An 18060-nucleotide genomic window follows, 5' to 3' on the forward strand; every position below is an offset into this window, starting at 1 on the left:
GCAATCTCATCCCAAGCAGCAGCCGCGGCCATCATCGGCCCCGACCCCGGACCCGCATACATGCGACCGGAATTGATTTCGGGCGGTAACGCACCGAACTCAAGCACCTATCCTCCTCAGTCGGCCGAGACCGCAGGCGATCTCGGCTGTCACATGGGAATCAGTGGTGGCGGTGATCACGGCTTTGTAAACGACCCCACCGGTCGAGCGCTGCCTCCATGGGAGCCCCGTCTGCGGTTGTGTGCCCGCGACTCGGCCGGCTGGGCGGGCCGGTGCATGCCGACCAATGGGCTGCGCCCGGAAACGTGGTCTGCCACCACGCTTCTCGGACATCTGGTCAGGAACGACATGCACCTTCTGCCTCGGCCAATCCCGTTATCAGCAACCGGGCGACAGCACCGTGTCTCCGAACCGCCGTCCGGCACTGAGATTAGTTCGTTACGAGGCAAAGGCCGACACGCAAACGCCCCTGTTCATCAATGGCCAACCACTGTTCATTCCCGGTCGGCAGCAGTTCATATAGGGCAACGGATTGTTCATTAACCGTTTGCTTGCCACGCCACAGCGCCGGCTTCGCGCCGAACCCCTCCGCAGCGTGCGCTGTCAGTCTTCTTGGAGAATCAGCGCCATTTCGGGGCAGGCAGCGACGCCGTCGCGAGTCAGTTGCTCGTCTTCGGGCCTGACTTCATGCTCCTCGAGAATCGAATAGCCGGAGTCGTCAATGGGAAAGAGGGCGGGGTCAACCGCGTAGCACTGGGCGTGGCCTACGCATTTCGACTGTTCCAGACGAACCCTCACGAAGTTTCCTCCCTAGCCGGCCGATGCGGCCGTAGTCGATTCCGCAAATGAGCGGGATTGCACTTCAAGGTCCGCTACCCAGATTAGTCGGTCGGTAAAGTGTTCAAGATGTGCGCCATCGAGGCCGACTGCCGAAAAGCCCGGATGAGCTCGGGCAGCCGAATCCGTGTTCCATTGCCCCCCACGCAATAAGGACAAAGCTACGTGCGGCACAGTCACCTCGGGGTGACCGAACAACGACAGACGACCGGAGATCGACGCGCATGAACGACGGCCAATACGGCACGTTCCACTTGCCCCGGCTGGAATTCGACAAGCTGCCGATGAGCGCCGATCGCGGGGTGGGGTGGAAGACGCTGCGCGACGCGGGGCCGGTGGTGTTCATGAACGGCCACTACTACATCACCCGCCGCGAAGACGTTCTGGCCGCGCTGCGCAACACCAAGGTCTTCTCGTCGACGGTGCTGCAGCCCCCCGGCCACCCGCTGCCGGTGCTGCCACTGGCTTTTGACCCACCGCAACACACCCGCTACCGCAAGATCCTGCAGCCGTATTTCAGCCCGCACGCGTTGGGCAAGTCGCGTCCGGCGCTGGAGCGTCACGCTCGCGACATGATCGCGGCGCTGGCCGCCCGGGGTGAGTGCGAGGTGATGGCGGATCTGGCGAGCCTGTACCCGTTTCAGGTGTTTCTGGATCTCTACGGTCTGCCCCTCGAGGATCGCGATCTTCTTATCGATTGGAAAGACACCGTCGTCAGTGACAAGCCCGTCATCACCAAGACCGACATAGAGAAGTCCGAGCGGTTGCTGGCATACCTAGCCGACGCCATCGCGCAGCGTCGGCAAAACCCCGGTTCAGACATGTTGTCCCAGGTGATCACCGGCGACGGCGACTTCAGCGACATCGAGCTGCTCGGCATGAGCCACCTGTTGATCCTGGCCGGTCTGGACACGGTCACCGCGGCGATCGGATTTTCGCTGCTCGAACTGGCGCGCAGGCCCCAGCTGCGCACGGAGCTTCGCGACAACCCAAAGCAGATCAGGGTTTTCATCGAAGAGATCGTCCGGCTGGAACCGTCGGCGCCGGTGGCGCCCCGGATCACCACCGAGTTCGTCGAAGTCGGCGGCATGACGTTGCCGCCGGGCACCTCGGTGCGCCTGTGCATGGCTGCGGTCAACCGTGACGACAGCGACTCAATGTCCACCAATGAGCTCAATATGGACGGAAAAGTGCACCGGCACTGGGGGTTTGGCGGCGGCCCGCACCGCTGCCTGGGCTCCCACCTGGCGCGCATCGAACTGACGGTGATCATCGCGGAGTGGCTCACCCAGATTCCGGATTTCGAGTTGCCCGCGGACTACTCACCCGTGATCGATTACCCCTCAAAGAGCTTCGCGCTCAGGGAGTTGCCATTGCGCTGGGGCTGAGCCGCATATGCCGGTCGGCCCCGGCGCAGCGACTGTAGCCCCTGTTGAGCCCTACTTGCGCAACTCGGTCGCCGCGACCTGAACGAACACGCCGGTGTCCTCGGCCATGAGCAGGCCACGGCCGCGTGGCAGCGGACCGCCCTTCATCTTGCCGCGGATGAATCCCTCGTCGGGGTCGGCGTCCATCACCAGCAGGGGCGCGTTCGCCTGGGCCAGCGCCCGCAGCATCGGGTCGCTGCCGGCCGATGACCAGCCACCGAACGTCCGGGTGACGATCACATGCAAACCGACGTCGGCGGCCCGGGTCACCCACGGCGCGGCCTTGTGCAGCGGCGAATCGAAGCCCGCCGGCAGCTGCTGGATGTCGTCGACGATCAGGAAGATCTCCGGCCCGCTCCACCACGACCGCGACAACAACTCCTCGGCGGACAAGCCGGGCGGTGGCTCGCGGCCGGCCAGGACCGCGGCCAGTTCGCCCATCATCGCCTGCACGCCATCGAGGTTGTAGGCGAATTTCTCCACGTAGTCGGAGCCGAGCGCGGTGAGCAACTGGCGCCGTGGGTCCACCAGCCACACCTGGGCCGAGGGCTGCCCGGCCGGCGGCGTCGGCGCACTGGTCGCTCCCGGCGCGTACAGCCGGCCGATCTCGGCCATGATCGTGGCCAGCGTCGTGGTGCGCCCGCATTCGCGGCGGCCCGTGACCATCAGGTGCGCGTTCTCGGCGAAGTTGAGATAGACCGGCGACAGGTCCAACTCCGAGATGGCCCAGGCGATTCCGCCCGCACCCACGCCCTGCCGGGTGTCTTGTGCGGCGATCTCCCGAAGTTGTTCCACGCCGAACGTCGCCGGCAACCGGCGTACCGGCGGGGCCTGGCCGTTCGCGATCCGGCTGACGGCTTCGACGATGCTGTCGGACTCGAATCGGTTGCTCGGCGTGCTGGCCAGCGCGGGCCGGGCCACCAACGTGTGCAGACCGGACTGCGGGTCGGCGTCGAGGCGGACGTAGTTGACCGCGACCATGCCACGACCCGGCTTCACCGGCACGTCCTTGGCGAACCGGGAACGCACCAGCTTGGCGTCTTCCACGGCGGCCAGGCGCAACTCGACCCGCGAGCCGAAGCCGCTGCGCACCGGCGGTCGCAGCTCGGATTCGCGGTCGGCGGTGACCACCACGTGCACCCCGAACGAGGGGCCCTGGTTGATGATCACGTTCACCTGCTCGATCAGCACCTCGTTCTCTTCGGCCAGTGCCCGGTAGTTGTCCACCACCAGGTAGACGTCGCCGAACCCGTCATTGGGGATCGGGCCGGGCTCACCGCCGAACTTCCGCCGCCGGAACACCTCCATCGAGGCGATCCCGTACTCGAGGAACGTGCGCTTGCGCTCCCGCACCAACGCCAGCAGTTCGGCCACCGTGCGGCGGACGCCGTACGGGTCGGTCGGACCGGCCACCTCACCGACATGGGGCAGCCGGGCGACCGTGGTCAGCGCGGTGCCGCTGTAGGCCAAGCAGTAAAACTGGATCTGCTCGGGTGTGTGGGTCAGCGCCGCGGCGCAGATCAGGGTCTGCAGCGCGGTGGTTTTACCCGACCCACCGGCCCCCAGGATCAGGACGTTGGCACCGGGCCCCGACGTGTCGACCGTCCACGGCGGCTGGTCATGCTTGAACGGGCGGTCGATGATCCCGATCGGGAAGGCCAGATCCCGCGCCGTGCCGTAGTCCTGCTGCCACGGGCGACCGAGGAACCGGTTCACCAACTCGTCGATGGCGACGGGCTGGTTCAGCGGCGGCTGCCACAGCCGGTACGGCTGGAAATCGATCTTGCGCAGCTGATCGATGATGACCGTACCGACCTTCGGCGTTCTGATCCCTTCGACGTCGTCGTCCGGACCCTCGACCTCCAGCACGTCGCCGTCGGTGGGGATGGCCGGGACGGCGACCTCGGGTCCCCCGACGCTGACCTCCAGCGGGGTGAACGAGTTGGTGAACAGCTGCGGACGGACGTAGTCGATGCTGTGCACCAGCGCCGGCGCTTCGTCCCCGTCGTCGGTGAGGCCACGCGGAAAGTAGTCCCGCCAAAGGAATTCGGCCTGGAACCGGATGATGTCCTCTAGGCTGCGGCGGAAGTAGCCCAGGCCGGCCTGGGCGGGCAGGTTCACTGCGTTCGGGACGCCGGCCGCCTGCGCCGCACCGGCGGTGCGCGCCTTCAGCACCAGCCGGTAACCCATGTTCTCCATGAGCTTTTCGGCGCGGCTTTCGATGGTCTGCGACGCCATCATCAGGTGAATCCAGTAGGCGCGGCCCTGACGGCCGATCGAGTCGAGGACGTCGACCGCCGTCGGCATGATGCGGAACCATTCGTAGAACTCGTCGATGACCACCACGAGCATCGGGAGCGGCGCCATGTCCTGGCCACGCGCCCGCATCCGGCTGCGTACCGAGTTGTATTCCTTGGCGTCATCGACACCGGCGCTGTCGCAGATCGCCTTGCGGCGCGCGATTTCGCCCCACAGCGCGTCGAGGAAGCGCTCCATCAACGCCTGGTCTTCTTCCAGGTCAGTGATGATCCGGGACACGTGCGGCACCCCGGCGAACGGCTTGACCGCCGACCCACCCTTGAGGTCGGCCAGCACGAATTGCAGCTCATCGGGCGGGTGGCTGAGCATCAGCGATTCGATCACGGTCCGCACCAGGGTCGACTTCCCCGAACCCGTCGTTCCGGACATGACTCCGTGTGGGCCGTCGCCGCCTTCGTCCAGCGATTTCATGTCCAAGAACAACAGTTCGCCGTTGTCGGAACGAACACCGAACGGGGCCCGCAATCGCGACCGGCCCATCGCGTCGTTGCGGCTGCCCCACAGCGCCTCGAAGTCGATGCGGCCGGGATCATCAATTCCGTAGTAGGCCATGATGTCTCGGGCGCCGATGTGCGCAACCCGCTGGCCGATCTCTTCGTACGCCTCGGCGAGCCGCCAGCGCGCCAGCTTCTGCGAGAACTCCTCCGCCTCGGCGATGCTGATGTGGTCGGTGAGGGCGAAGAACCAGGGCTTCTCGTCGATCACCATCCAGGTGTCGCGGTCGCGGGGCAGCGCCTCGATCACACCCTTCTTGTCGAACCGCAGGGTCCGCTCGGGGACGGCGCTCCACATCGCCGAGCCGGTGAGGTCGAAGAACGTCACCCCGTCGACGCCTTCGCCGCTGATCACGTACTCCCATTGGGGGTCAACCGCATCGGCGATGATCACCGTGTGAGGCGTCGGGGTCTGCGCCGACGAGGATGCGTGCCGGGGAGTGAAAGACCCACGGCCGGCGAATAATTCGGCCTGCTCGGCGGCGAACTCGCGCACGGAGCTGTACACCATCCGCGCGTTGCCCGCTGCGTCCTGGCGGCGCGGGTCACCGAAGTGGGGCAGCCATTTCACCCAGTCCCATTCGTCCAGATCCGAACTGACGACGATCATCCGCACGTGGTCGGGGCCGTGGGAGAACGCCAGCTGGCAGATGATCGCGCGCATCAATCCCAGGACCTGCTCGCGGTCCCCGGCCAGCGAGTACCAGGGTTCGACCAGCACCGAAATCATCTTGGGCAGGTTGTAGACGACGCTTTGATAGCGCCCGAACTCCTGCAGTGCTTTCCCGGTCACCGGCTCGAGCTCGATGTCGGTCGGCATGTTCTGGGGCTCACCCCAGGTCACCTCGGGACGTGTCATACCGACGCCGACGCGGACGACGCCGAAGTTGAGGTCCTTGCCGTCGGGTTTGCGTTCCCACATCCGCGAAGATCCGACCGCGGCCGCCAGCGTGGTGGGTGCGGGGTGGAACCACCGGTAGTTAGCGTCCATGCTGTCGGCCGACTCGTGGGCGGTCTCGCGCAGCATGTCCAGCATCAACATGAACTGGGCGCGCATCGAATCCAGCTTCGGGCGGCTCATCTGCTGCTGGCCGCCGAACCGGCCGCCGAACATCATCATCGCGACGCCACCGATCATGAAGATCGGGAAGATCGAGCCGGCGCCCCCGAACACGTGTGAGCCGCTGGCGAAGGTCATGGCGACCATGCCGATCAGCAGGCCGACCACCACGACACCGACCACGATCAACCACCAGGGCTTGCCCTCCGGCGGCGGGATGCTCAGCGGCGTCGGAAGGACGATGTTCTCCGGCTTGATCACCGGGGGCTTCTCCGGCGTCGGCCGGGCAAATCCACGTTTCACTTGGGTACCGCCAGCTCTCCAGGGGACATATCCATCGGTAGCGTGTCGTGCTGCACGAGCGCATCGGATCGCGACAGCGTCGGCCCTTGCGGCAGCAGCCGCAGCGCGACCCACGGCGCCAGGGCCGGTTTCGTCTTCAGGCCCAACGCTTCTCGCGCCTCGCGGGTGTCGTCGACTCCGAACCGGGCGCCCGCATCCGTGAGCCACCACAGCGATTCGGTCGTCTTGGCGCCGGGATCGTTTCCGGTGACGGCGACGAAGTTCGCGTAGTCGGGGCCGAAGAACACCTGATCGGCTACGCGGCCGGTGGTGTCGGCCTTGACCAGCGAGACCACCCGGTTGACATCCTTCGACTCGACCGGGATGGTCGCGCCCGAGATGACCTGCACACGTGCCCGGTTCTCACCGGAGGTCTTCTGCCACCACCAGCACGTCGCCGGGTTCTCGCGGATATCCAGCACGTTCAGCGGGGCATCCGGGTAGGACGACAGATCCAGCTTGTTGACCACCGGCATCTTCGCCAACGCGGACGGTTCGACGGTCACCGGTTTGGTGTTGCCCGGGCCGGCGTTCTGCAGGATCTGGGCCACCAACGGCGGCAGTGTCTGCACGCCATCGGCCAATACCAATGAATACTGTTGCGGCCCACTGATTTGCGGGGTGACCATCACGGTGCCGATCGGGCCGGGCGCCCCCGGGAACGACGCGCCGGCACCCGCGTTCTGAATCTGCGGCACCGTCAGCTCCGGACCCACCGGCAACGCGTCGTACAAGGCGCGGCTCATCGGCTTGGCCAGGCTGACCTGCTCCGGGGTCAGGCCCAGCGGAAGCAGCACCGACCGGTTCGCCGCGTCGATCCGCGAGCGCCGGCCGTCGCGGATCACCCACGCGTCGCCGCCGTAATTCAGCACCACCGCGTCCGTCCCGGTCAGCACCCGCCGGTGGTGGCTCAGATCGGGATTGCCGTCGATCACCGTGACCGTCACGCCGGACGGCGCTCCGGCGCCCGTCGAGTTCGAGACGGTGTCGCAGACCAACCACGACGACGCGGCCGGGCTGGTCGGATGGAAGCTCGACGGCGCACCCGGGATGCCCACCATCGGACCGCGCGGCAGGCTGGCGATCTGGTTCGACTTGACCAGGTGTGGGTTGTCCGGGCGACCGGTGATCAGCCGCGCCGACGCCAAATTCAGTGCGGGATACAGCCGGTCCCCCACGCGCACGTACAGCGCGCCGGAGTCGCGGTCGGCGATGATCGGCGAATCCCCTACCTGACCGGCCGGGCTGATGAAGGAGTAGAGCAGCGCGCCGAGGCAGATCACCAGCGCGGCGGAGATCGACGCCACCACGGCCAGGTTCTGGCGCCGGCCCGGCTCGACCTCCATCCGCACGCGCCACCGGGTCAGCGCTATCGCGGTCCGGCGGGCAAGAAACTGATAGCCGGTGACCTGGGTCCGCGTCGACAGCCCCAGGCCATACCCCGAACCGCGCTGCCCGCGACTCTCTTCCGCCACTAATCCACCATCCGGTTTGCTCGAACGCCTGGATTTCGTCCCTCGAAACGGATCCAGCGCGAATTACATGACAACGGTAAGGCACCCACACGGACCTCGCCATGCGGCGCCGAAGCGCATCCACTTCCACATCTGTTCACGGCCCCCGGATCCGCCCCGCTCACCGTGCCGGAGTCTGCAGCACGGAAGGCGGCGGCTGGCGCCACTGAGCTGGCAGTTTCTGTGCCCCCACGGATCAAGTCACCGGATTCTTGTTGGTCCCCTCTGGGCATCGTAGTGGCCCATGGCGCCGGCGTCCTGTCGAGCGCGCGAGCGGGTCACCGATGCGGGAGAAACATGAACGGCAGGCGGCCATCCAGCAAAGAAATCGCCAACTCGCGACGGGTCCGGGTCGCCGGTCGGCGAATCCTGGCAGCAAGATGGCGGTATGACCGAACTGGCGCCGTCGCTGATCGAACTCGCCCGGAGGTACGGCATCGCAACGGAGTACGAGGATTGGTCTGGCCGGCGAGTGCGGGTTTCCGAGCCGACGCTGAAGGCCGTGTTGGCCGCCCTCGGCGTCGCGGCCGACAACGAGCAGGAACGCAACGTCGCGCTGACCGCCAAGTTGCGGTCGCACTGGGCACGGCGGCTTCCGGCCACCATCGTCGGTCGCACCGGTGAGCAGATCCGGTTGTGGGCGCACGTCACCCACGGCGATCCCGCCGAGGTGTGGTTAGCGCTCGAGGACGGCACGGTGCGCGCCGGCGTCGAGCAGGTCGACAACTTCACCCCGCCGTTCGACCTGGACGGACGCTGGGTGGGCGAGGCCAGCTTCCTGCTGCCCGCCGACCTTCCGCTGGGGTATCACCGGGTGCACCTGCGCTCCGGGGGCTCCGAGACCAGCACCGCGCTGGTCGTGACGCCGGATTGGCTCGGGCTGCCGGAGCGGCTGGGCAACCGCCGCGCCTGGGGTCTGGCCACTCAGCTCTACAGCGTGCGGTCCCGGCAGTCCTGGGGCGTGGGGGATCTCACCGATCTGACCGATCTCGCGGTGTGGTCGGCGTCGCGCCACGGCGCCGACTACCTGTTGGTCAATCCGCTGCACGCGGCGGCGCCGCCCGGTCCGAAGAGCCGGATGGAGCCGTCGCCGTACCTGCCCACCTCGCGGCGCTTCGTCAACCCGATTTATCTTCGCGTCGAGGCGATCCCGGAATTCGCCGACCTGACCAAGCGCAGTCGGGTCCGCCGGCTGCGCTCGGAGGTCCAGCAGCGCGCCGGCAGCCTCGACGCCGTCGACCGCGACAGCTCGTGGGCGGCCAAACGGGCCGCACTCAAGCTGTTGCACCAAGAACCGCGGTCGGCTGGCAGGGAGCTGTCCTATGTCGCGTTCCGCGCCCGGGAGGGCCGCGCGCTCGACGACTTCGCCACCTGGTGCGCGCTGGCCGAAAAGCACGGCGACGACTGGCATGCCTGGCCCGAAGCGCTGCAACACCCCGACGCTTCCGGCGTGGCAGACTTCGTCGAAAAGCACTCCGACACAGTCGATTTCCACCGCTGGTTGCAGTGGCAACTCGACGAGCAGCTGGCCGCGGCCCAGTCGCAGGCGATCCGGGCAGGAATGTCGTTGGGCATCATGGGAGACCTGGCCGTCGGCGTGCACCCCAACGGCGCCGACACCTGGGCACTGCAGGATGTGATGGCGCTGGGCGTGACCGCGGGAGCGCCACCGGACGAGTTCAACCAACTCGGCCAGGACTGGTCGCAGCCGCCGTGGCGGCCGGACCGGTTGGACGAGCACGAGTATCGGCCCTTTCGCGCGTTGATCCGCGCGGTGCTGCGGCATGCCGGCGGGGTGCGCATCGACCACATCATCGGGTTGTTCCGGCTCTGGTGGATCCCGCGGGGTGCATCCCCCACCGAGGGCACGTACGTGCGCTACGACCACGAAGCCATGATCGGCATCGTCGCCCTGGAGGCGCATCGGGCCGGCGCGGTGGTGGTGGGCGAGGATCTCGGCACGGTCGAGCCGTGGGTGCGCGACTACCTCCTGCTGCGTGGCTTGCTGGGCACCTCGATCCTCTGGTTCGAGCTGGATCGCGACGGGAACGGCGGGCCACTGCCGGCCGAGCGCTGGCGGGAGTACTGCCTGTCCTCGGTCACCACCCACGATCTGCCCCCGACCGCCGGCTATCTTGCCGGTGACCATGTGCGGCTGCGCGACTCGCTGGGATTGCTGACCCGGCCCGCCGCCGAGGAGCTCGAGTCCGACCGGGCCGAGTTGACGGCGTGGCTGGCCGAGTTGCGCCGGGTGGGGCTGCTCGAGGACGGCGAAGACGACCCGGAGCACATCGTGTTGGCGTTGTACCGGTACCTGGGTAGGACGCCGTCGCGGCTGCTGGGGGTGGCGCTGACCGACGCCGTCGGTGACCGTCGCACCCAGAACCAGCCCGGCACCACCGACGAATACCCGAACTGGCGGGTCCCGCTGACCGGTCCCGACGGGCGCGAGGTGATGCTCGAAGACGTGTTCACCGATCCCCGGGCCGCCGCGCTGGCCGAGGCGGTGCGCGCCGCAATCGCGCCCGCCCAAAGCGCGGCCCGCTCAACGCCGCATCCGTAGCCTTGTTAGCTTCACAAACCATGAAGTTCTCAGTCGTGGCCCCGGTGGCCGACGGTGTCACCGCGGACCCCGATTGGATGGTGGCCTTCGCGCGCCACCTCGAAGCCTGCGGGTTCGAATCGATCGTCGCGGTCGAGCACACGGTCCTGCTCACGCGCTACGACAGCGTCTATCCCTACGACAGTTCCGGGCGCGTCGGGCTGGCGGCCGACTGTCCCATTCCCGACCCCCTCGATCTGCTGGCGTTTCTGGCCGGCCACACCACCCGCCTCGGGCTGGCGACCGGGGTGCTCGTCCTGCCCAACCACCACCCGGTGGTGCTCGCCAAGCGGGTCGCGACCGTCGACGCGCTCTCGGGTGGGAGGCTGCGCCTGTGTGTGGGCGTGGGTTGGCTGAAAGAGGAGCTGCAGGCGTGCGGGGCGGACTTCGACAGCCGGGGCAAACGGGCCGACGAGCAGTTGGCCGTGATGCGGGCGCTGTGGGCCGACCAACCCCAAGGAGCTTCTTTTCACGGCGAGTTCTTCAGTTTCGATGACGTGACGAGCTATCCCAAACCCGTTACCGCGGAACGGTTTCCGGTGTACATCGGCGGCCATAGCCGCGCGGCAGCGCGCCGCGCTGGGCGCTTGGGCGACGGCTTTCAGCCGCTGGGCGTCACCGGAGAACGCCTCGCGTCGCTGATCCGGCTCATGCGCGACGAGGCATCGTCGGCGGGCCGCGATCCCGCGACCCTGGAGGTGTCGCTGGGCCATAGCGTCACCAAGATCGACCCTGAGCGCGCCGCCGCCCTCGTCGATCAGGGCGCGGACCGACTGGTGCTGGCCATGCCGCCCACCACCGATATCGAGCAGGCCAAAGACCTTTTGTCGGCGTGCGCGCAGCGGCTGTCGCTGGTCGCGTGACGCGCATGGCACTTTCGGCCGACGAGCGAATGGCGCTCGGTGACTTGGTCCACCGGTACGCCGCTCACGTCGATGATCGCGAATTCGAAAGGGTCGCAAATCTTTTCACCCCCGAGGCCGAGTTGGTCGTGCCCGCGCCACCGGCCGATCTGTTACCGGTCCATGCGCATCGGGGCCGGGAAGCCATCGCTACCGCCGTCGCTACCGTCGCGGCGGTCGCCCGCACCGAGCACGCGATCATCGGCGAGGTGTACGACGCGGGCGAAGGGCCAGCCACCGCCCGGGGACGCGTCGCATGCGTCGCCCATCACTGGACCGAGCGCGGCGACGAGGTGGTGGACGTGGTGTGGCACCTGCGCTACGACGACGCGTACGAGCTGACGGACGTGGGCTGGCGAATCGGCCACCGGGCATTGACGGTCAATGCCATCGAGGTCCGGGGGGCCCGAAGTTTGCTGCCGCGCGGCCCCGCATAGCGGCGAGCACCAGCAGGCTATGACTAAATTCACAGCGGTCGGCAAGGATCCGAGTTTGCGGCACAAATCGGGCATTCTGTCGGCAGTTGCGGCAAACTTTATCCGCGCCGTGTCAGATTCTGCCCCCTGGCAACTGTTGCCGACGACCACACAGCCGCGGCGCGACGCGCGCGGGGACTGTTCTTCCAATGAAACTTGGATTTATCCAGGCATTTTCGTGTATTTTCAAGGCCGTGACGCATGCCGAAAACAAGCACGTTGATCCGGTGGGAAACGGCCCAGTCTCGACGTTGGCGGCAGGCACGCCGCTGACATCTGATCCGGACTTCCGGAACGAGATACATACCGCCCACGACACCATCGATGTCGAGCATTACGGTGGCGGCTTCGACCTCACCAGGCGGGCGACCGCCCCGAAATTGCGCGTCGGCCGCGACCGGTGGTTCAACCTGCTGTGGTTGATCCCGATCGGCTTCGCCCTGTTGATCGCGTCGGTGGCGATCGGCAAGGGTTTGCACAACATGCCGGCGGTGCAGTCCTTCATCGAGCGCTACCCCGGGACCGATCCGAACAGCCATGCCCCCGAGGGCCTGCCCGCGTGGATCGGCTGGACCCACTTCTTCAACCTGTTCATGATGATGTTCATCATCAGGACGGGCATCCAGATTCTTTGTGACCATCCCCGGCTGTATTTCAGCCGCAACGCGACCCCCGGCAAGGATGAATGGCTGCGGGTTGGCCCACCGGTGCCCGACGACGAGCTCTGGACCGCCAACGCCGACACCGTCGCGCTGCCACCGCAATTGGGGTTGCCCGGCTTCCGGCACTCCATCGGGCTGGCCCGATGGTGGCATCTCGGCGTCGACGTGTTGTGGCTCGTCAACGGCGCGGTCTTCTACGTACTGCTGTTCGTCACCGGACAGTGGCGTCACATCGTGCCGACCAGCTGGGACGTCTTCCCCGACGCTGCGTCGGTGGCGATCCAGTACATGTCACTGGACTGGCCGCAGGACAACGGCTGGGTCGCCTACAACGGTCTGCAGTTGCTGTCGTACTTCGCCACCGTCTTCATCGCCGCCCCCGCCGCGTTGATCACCGGGCTGGGAATGTCTCCCGCGCTGTCGCAGCGCGTGCACTGGCTGAGCAAACGCTTGAGCATCCAGCACGCGCGGTCGCTGCATTTCGTGGTGCTGGTGTACTTCCTGTTCTTCATCCTGGTGCACGTGACGATGGTTTTTGCGACCGACGCACTGCGGAACCTCAACCACATGTTCGCCTCCCGCGACGACAACAGCTGGATGGGTTTCTGGATCTTCGCCGCGGCCATGGTGGTGACGGCCGTCGCGTGGGTTTGGGCCACTCCGTTCACCATCAAGCACCCCCGGGTGGTTCAGCGGGTCGGCTATGCGCTCGTCGGCCCGTTCCAACGGGTGCTCGAACGGCTGGACCCCAAGCCCGGCGCCTTCACCGAAAAGGACATCTCGCCGCACCACTGGCGCAACGGTCGCCTGCCGGAGACCGTCGAGTACAAGGAGCTGGAGCGCGACGACTTCAAGGACTGGCGCCTCAAGGTCTACGGCCTGGTCGAGCACCCGATGGAGTTCTCGCTCGAGGACTTGATGGCGCTGCCCTACCACGAGCAGATCAGCCAGCACTTCTGCATCCAAGCGTGGTCAGGCGTCGCCAAATGGGGTGGCGTGCAGATGAAAACGATCATGGACATCGTCAAGCCCCTGCCCGAGGCGAAGTGGGTGGTGTTCTATTCGATGGGTCTGGGCGCCACGGGGGGCATTTACTACAACGCCCATCACATCGGCCAGATGGACCACCACATGACGATGCTGGCCTACAACATGAACGACCACCAGCTGCCGTATATGCACGGCAGGCCGCTGCGGCTGCGCAATGAGCTGCAGCACGGCTTCAAATTGGTCAAGTGGATCAAGGGAATCGAATTCGTCGCCGACTACCGCGACATCGGAAGCGGTTATGGCGGCTACAGCGAAGACCACAAATATTTCGGGCGGCACCAAACCCTCTAAGCGCGACCACCGCCCGCCGTCAACTCCGCGAAGTCGTTTGTCCAACCGGCGTTTTGGGTAGCTCCAAAGAAACCGGCCGGACGCAAGCGACAGCAGAGGAGACGCCCATGAGGCACAGCCCTGTCGACCGCGATGAATCGATGCAGGATGCGGCGCGGACGCCCGGACTGCTGGTGGTCTGCGCGGCCGCGCTGGCGTTCGTGGTGTGCGTCGCCAATTTCGCTCTGGGTCAAGCCCGCGCGGGTGTTGCGGCCGCGATCGTCGCGATGCTCGCGTTCGGGGCCGGCCTGGCGTGGCTTGCGATGGACCGGAGGCGGATTCGTCAGGCGCAACGCGACTGGGTGATCGGCCACCCTGGCCGGTAAACCCGCTACCGCAACGACGCGAGGTTGTTCACGGACTTTTGCACGTCCGACCGCAGCACCCTGGCGACCAGCCCCCCGATCGGCCCGCTGAGCAACCCGCCTTTGAGATCGGCGGCGAGGTGAAAGGTGGATCCTGGGTTGTTCGCGGAGACGGTCATCTCCACGTTGAGCCGGATTCCACCACGGCCGCGGCCTTGCAGCTCAATCGATTTCGGCTCGTCGTACCGGGTGACGGTCCAATGGATCACGTTGCGGAAACCCTTGACTTTCACGCACGACGAGACGCAGGTGCCTTCTTCGATCGTGGCGGGAACGGGGCTCCGCCACCCGGCGAAAATCGTCATCCACTCGTCGAATCGATCCAGGTCCGACGCCAGCTTCCAGGCCGCTTCCGGTTCCACCTTCGAGGACACCGAAACATCTACTCGAGCCAAGACCTTCCTCCGCTCCTCCGTCGGATCACCAGCGCCGCCACCCTCGGGTGACAAACGCACAACCGTGAGTGGGTACCCCAACGGCGGCGGTGCTATTCGCCGGCCAGGCTCAGGGCCACACCTGTTCGAGTTGCTGAGCGACGTCGATGACCTGCGCGGCCTGGGACTGCGGCGCGTCGATCTCGGTCGCGACATACTGCGCGATGAACCGCCGGATCTCACCGTCCACCCCCGCCAGGATCCGCAGTACCTCGCCGCGGATCGACTTCGACGAGACATTGACAGTGATATCGGAAGGCCGTGGCTTGGCGACGTCGACGATCAACAGCAGCGGTTCGGCGGCCCGCGCCGTCGCACGCAAGGCGATGTCTCCCGAGACCACAAAGCGCTGCTTGTCGAGCCACAGGTCCACCAGCAGATCGATCGACAGTGGAATGTGGATGACGAAGGTGATGCTGTCGCCCAGCCGGCGGGTGACTTGGGGGTCTTCGATCTTGACGTTCGCGCTGACCTTGGCGATCTTGCCCGGCCCCTGGGCGATCGGCTCCATGGCGAACTCGCTGCCGGCGATGTCGGCGAATGCCGCGGCGACACGCTGGGGGGTCACCGCGATCTCGAAGAACCTGCGACCGAATTCTTCGTAGGTGACAAAATCGTGATTCGACATAGGCTTATACCGTCTCATGTCACCTGCCCGAACGGTCGCTGATCCGCTCGCGTCGCAGGAATTGCGCGTCAGTTCTCGTCCCGTCGGACCAGGCGGCCAACCCGGCCGATGCCCGGCAAGCGATCTGCGTCGAACCCGCCGGCCGGTCCTGGGCGCAGCGCACCATCAGATTTAGGGCGTTAATTTCCGGGTTGCCCAGCACCCGCGACGCGAATGTACACACCGCTATCGCTTTCGACCGCGCCGAACACACACCGGGGATCTCCGCTGCGGCCGTCGCCGGCCGAGCCGCCGGCGACATCGTCGTCGCGATCTCGGCCCCGGCGCCCACGGAGCGTTTCGCCGAAAAGCAACAGCGCATCGTCGACGCGTTGCGGACCGCCGCAGACTCCCCGGCCTGGGCGCGCTCGTCGCGCCGCGAAAACCTGAAAAGGAGTTCGCATCGCGTTCGACGCCCGCCGAAGGCCGCTAGCGGAACAGGCTTATTCCGTAGTCGATTTCGGAAATCGGTCGATTGGCCGCGCGCATCTTCCGCCAGCGCCGGCTGCCCCGTCCGCGTGCCGGCCAATACAGCTCGAGCCCGAAGGCGCGACCCGCGCAACGTTCCGGTGCTACCTCGACAGAGTTGGAGACGGCCGGGCTACCCCTCGGAAACTCGGCCGTCCCAACGTCTTGGTGCCCGCTCAACAGGGCACTGCGGTGGACCCGAACAGAGTCCCCCATTCGTGCCGGGCCGCGGATTGCGCGTCGACGAAGCTCGGCGTCTGTTGGCCATCACCGGCCAGGTGCACCAGTGCCCATGCCATCGCGAACACCGGCACCTTGTGCCGCAGTGCCGCGCTGTGCAATTCGTCCAACGCGACGTCCGACGGGCACCGGCGCAGGCCGATGAGAATGCCCCGTGCCGTGTCGAGGATGCGACCGGAGTGCGGACCGCACGAAGTCTGGGCGGGAACCCAGTTCGTTGTCATGCTGTGGATACCTCCTGCGGCGCCGTCATGAATCCGCCACTCACGTACCGGACGAGGAATTCGTTACGCATCGTCGCGGCCGCATACCTCAAAAGCGCCCTGTGCCATGATTTGTCGATTGGCTACGTTCTGCCATACCGCCGCCGACATTGATATGCGCTCGTGACCGTTTCGGAATCGGCTGCTAACCACGGAATCCGCGACGCGTGGTATCGAAACCGGTTGCGAAATACCGTGATTAGACGCTCCCCTCGGCGCCCTAGAGAATCGCCTTGAGCTCCTTCGCCTTGGCGATGTCGTCCCAATCGAAGTCGAGCTCCAGCAGGATCTCCTCGGTGTGCTGGCCGTGTTCGGGCGCGCGCGCGGGGGCCGGCGGGGTTTCGTTGAATTGGACTGGCGCCGCGACGATCCGGTATTTCTCGCCTTGGTCGTCGACGTTGGTCACGACATATCCGTTGGGCTCGACCTGCGGGTCGTTGAGGGTTTCCCGCGGCGTCGCCAGGGCGCCCCACACGCCGGGTTCGTCCGCGAGCACCGCTTGCCAGTGCGCGAGGTCGTGGCGCGCGAAGGCGTTCGCGAAAAGCTCGGTCGCCGCGGCCGCATTGGCGATCAAATTGCTCGACGGGACGAATCGCTCGTCGTCGGCCAGTTCCGCCAGACCCATGCGCCGGCAGAAACCCACCCAGAATTTGTCCGGCTGCAGGAAGACCAGTTGGATCCACCTGCCGTCCTTGGTCTTGTACCGGTTGACCAGCGGGTTGATGGCCAGGCCGGGTGGGGCGCCCGGAATCCCATCGATGTCGAAGAAATCGGCCGCCGAAATGGACGGCGCTATCGACCACATCGCCTGGGCAAGCAGCGAGGAGTCGACGATCGTCGGTTCGCCGGTGCGTTCGCGGTGGAACAGCGCGGCGCAGACGCCGCCGGCCAGTGTCGCCCCGCCCTGCAGGTCACCGAAACCAGGCCCCTGAACGGCCGGCGTCTCGGTGCCAAATGGCGTGAGCGTGTACGCGACCCCGCCCCGCGCCAGATACGTGGCCGCGTCGAACCCGCCGCGATCCCGGTCCGGCCCCCGCACCCCCAGGCCGGTGCCGCGGGCGATGATGATCTTTGGGTTGAACGACCGGATGTCCTCGACGGTCAGGCGCGCCCGCTCGAGGGCGCCCGGCAGCCAATTGGTCAAGAACACATCGGCACTGGCCAACAGCCGGCCGAACAGCTCGCGGCCGGTCGCCGATTTGATGTCGACCGCGATGCTGCGCTTCCCCCGGTTGCCCAATTCGAGGATGAAGTCGGCATCGGGGCGGGCGGCCTGCCGGGTGAAGCCGCCGACGACCAGCGCGCGGCCGGGGTCACCCGAGGCGACCCCCTCCACTTTGATGACGTCGGCGCCCCAATCGGAGAGGGCGGCACCGGCCGATGGCACGTAGGTCCACGAGGCCAATTCGACCACCCGCACGCCTTGGAGAACACCGCCGGTCATCGCATACCCCCTCGCTCGCCGCCATTCCTTGCTATTTTAGATATTCTAGCTAGTCTTGGGCGTAGTGATAGCCCATCCGCAGGTCAGCGCAGTTTTTCGGGGAAGAGATGCGATGGAGCCGACCGGTGGCCCGATTCCGCCGCCCGCCGCGGTGACCGCGCGTC

General features: G+C 66.5%; 14 protein-coding genes and 1 pseudogene. 7 read left to right on the forward strand and 8 right to left on the reverse strand.

Going from position 1 to position 18060, the window contains the following annotated elements:
- Both A5775_RS24910 and A5775_RS13675 read right to left on the reverse strand, forming a co-directional pair.
- Window positions 1–107 (reverse strand): PPE domain-containing protein (locus A5775_RS24910; RefSeq protein ID WP_156660690.1); only part of this gene is annotated, 107 nt, incomplete at its 3' end.
- A gap of 496 nt (window positions 108–603) precedes the next feature.
- Window positions 604–798 (reverse strand): ferredoxin, encoded by a 195-nt coding sequence (locus tag A5775_RS13675; RefSeq protein ID WP_067252987.1) that lies wholly within the window; start codon window positions 796–798, stop codon window positions 604–606.
- A gap of 263 nt (window positions 799–1061) precedes the next feature.
- On the opposite strand from A5775_RS13675, the gene A5775_RS13680 reads away from it, so the two are divergent.
- Window positions 1062–2225: a cytochrome P450 gene (locus A5775_RS13680; protein ID WP_067252989.1), complete on the forward strand. Its 1164-nt coding sequence runs from the start codon at window positions 1062–1064 to the stop codon at window positions 2223–2225.
- 51 nt (window positions 2226–2276) lie between these two features.
- On the opposite strand, the gene eccCa is transcribed toward A5775_RS13680, so the two are convergent.
- Window positions 2277–6440: a type VII secretion protein EccCa gene (gene eccCa / locus A5775_RS13685; protein ID WP_067252991.1), complete on the reverse strand. Its 4164-nt coding sequence runs from the start codon at window positions 6438–6440 to the stop codon at window positions 2277–2279.
- Window positions 6437–7954 carry a type VII secretion protein EccB gene (gene eccB, locus A5775_RS13690; RefSeq protein WP_067252992.1) on the reverse strand — a complete coding sequence of 506 codons (1518 nt, stop codon included), beginning with the start codon at window positions 7952–7954 and terminating at the stop codon, window positions 6437–6439. The genes eccCa and eccB overlap by 4 nt, the downstream gene beginning before the upstream one ends.
- 427 nt (window positions 7955–8381) lie before the next feature.
- On the opposite strand from eccB, the gene malQ reads away from it, so the two are divergent.
- The 5 genes from malQ (at window position 8382) to A5775_RS13715 (ending at window position 14341) form a co-directional block, all read left to right on the forward strand.
- Entirely contained in the window at window positions 8382–10556 is a 2175-nt protein-coding gene (gene malQ, locus A5775_RS13695) for a 4-alpha-glucanotransferase (RefSeq protein ID WP_067252994.1), read from the forward strand.
- Window positions 10557–10576: 20 nt separating this feature from the next.
- On the forward strand, window positions 10577–11458 hold the full coding sequence (locus A5775_RS13700; protein ID WP_067252996.1) for an LLM class F420-dependent oxidoreductase: 882 nt from the start codon (window positions 10577–10579) through the stop codon (window positions 11456–11458).
- Window positions 11459–11463: 5 nt separating this feature from the next.
- On the forward strand, window positions 11464–11934 hold the full coding sequence (locus A5775_RS13705; RefSeq protein WP_067253045.1) for a nuclear transport factor 2 family protein: 471 nt from the start codon (window positions 11464–11466) through the stop codon (window positions 11932–11934).
- A 188-nt stretch (window positions 11935–12122) separates the two neighbouring features.
- Window positions 12123–13976: a molybdopterin-dependent oxidoreductase gene (locus A5775_RS13710; protein WP_369827859.1), complete on the forward strand. Its 1854-nt coding sequence runs from the start codon at window positions 12123–12125 to the stop codon at window positions 13974–13976.
- Between the two features lie 107 nt (window positions 13977–14083).
- Window positions 14084–14341, forward strand: a complete 258-nt coding sequence (locus A5775_RS13715) for a hypothetical protein (protein WP_067252998.1) — start codon at window positions 14084–14086, stop codon at window positions 14339–14341.
- A 5-nt stretch (window positions 14342–14346) separates the two neighbouring features.
- On the opposite strand, the gene A5775_RS13720 is transcribed toward A5775_RS13715, so the two are convergent.
- Both A5775_RS13720 and A5775_RS13725 read right to left on the reverse strand, forming a co-directional pair.
- Window positions 14347–14775, reverse strand: coding sequence for an SRPBCC family protein (locus tag A5775_RS13720; protein WP_082953013.1), 429 nt, complete (start codon window positions 14773–14775; stop codon window positions 14347–14349).
- A gap of 109 nt (window positions 14776–14884) precedes the next feature.
- Window positions 14885–15442 carry a hypothetical protein gene (locus A5775_RS13725; RefSeq protein WP_067253002.1) on the reverse strand — a complete coding sequence of 186 codons (558 nt, stop codon included), beginning with the start codon at window positions 15440–15442 and terminating at the stop codon, window positions 14885–14887.
- Between the two features lie 221 nt (window positions 15443–15663).
- Here A5775_RS13725 and A5775_RS25870 point away from each other — a divergent pair.
- Window positions 15664–15849 (forward strand): annotated as a pseudogene (locus tag A5775_RS25870) (IclR family transcriptional regulator C-terminal domain-containing protein); the annotation flags it as partial.
- Window positions 15850–16125: 276 nt separating this feature from the next.
- Here the strand turns inward: A5775_RS25870 and A5775_RS13735 are convergent.
- On the reverse strand, window positions 16126–16413 hold the full coding sequence (locus A5775_RS13735) for an ANTAR domain-containing protein (RefSeq protein WP_067253006.1): 288 nt from the start codon (window positions 16411–16413) through the stop codon (window positions 16126–16128).
- A 259-nt stretch (window positions 16414–16672) separates the two neighbouring features.
- Window positions 16673–17896, reverse strand: a complete 1224-nt coding sequence (locus A5775_RS13740; RefSeq protein WP_067253009.1) for a CaiB/BaiF CoA-transferase family protein — start codon at window positions 17894–17896, stop codon at window positions 16673–16675.
- Window positions 17897–18060 lie beyond the last annotated feature (164 nt).

The sequence above is a fragment of the Mycobacterium sp. 852002-10029_SCH5224772 genome (assembly GCF_001667315.1).
Lineage (GTDB): Bacteria > Actinomycetota > Actinomycetes > Mycobacteriales > Mycobacteriaceae > Mycobacterium.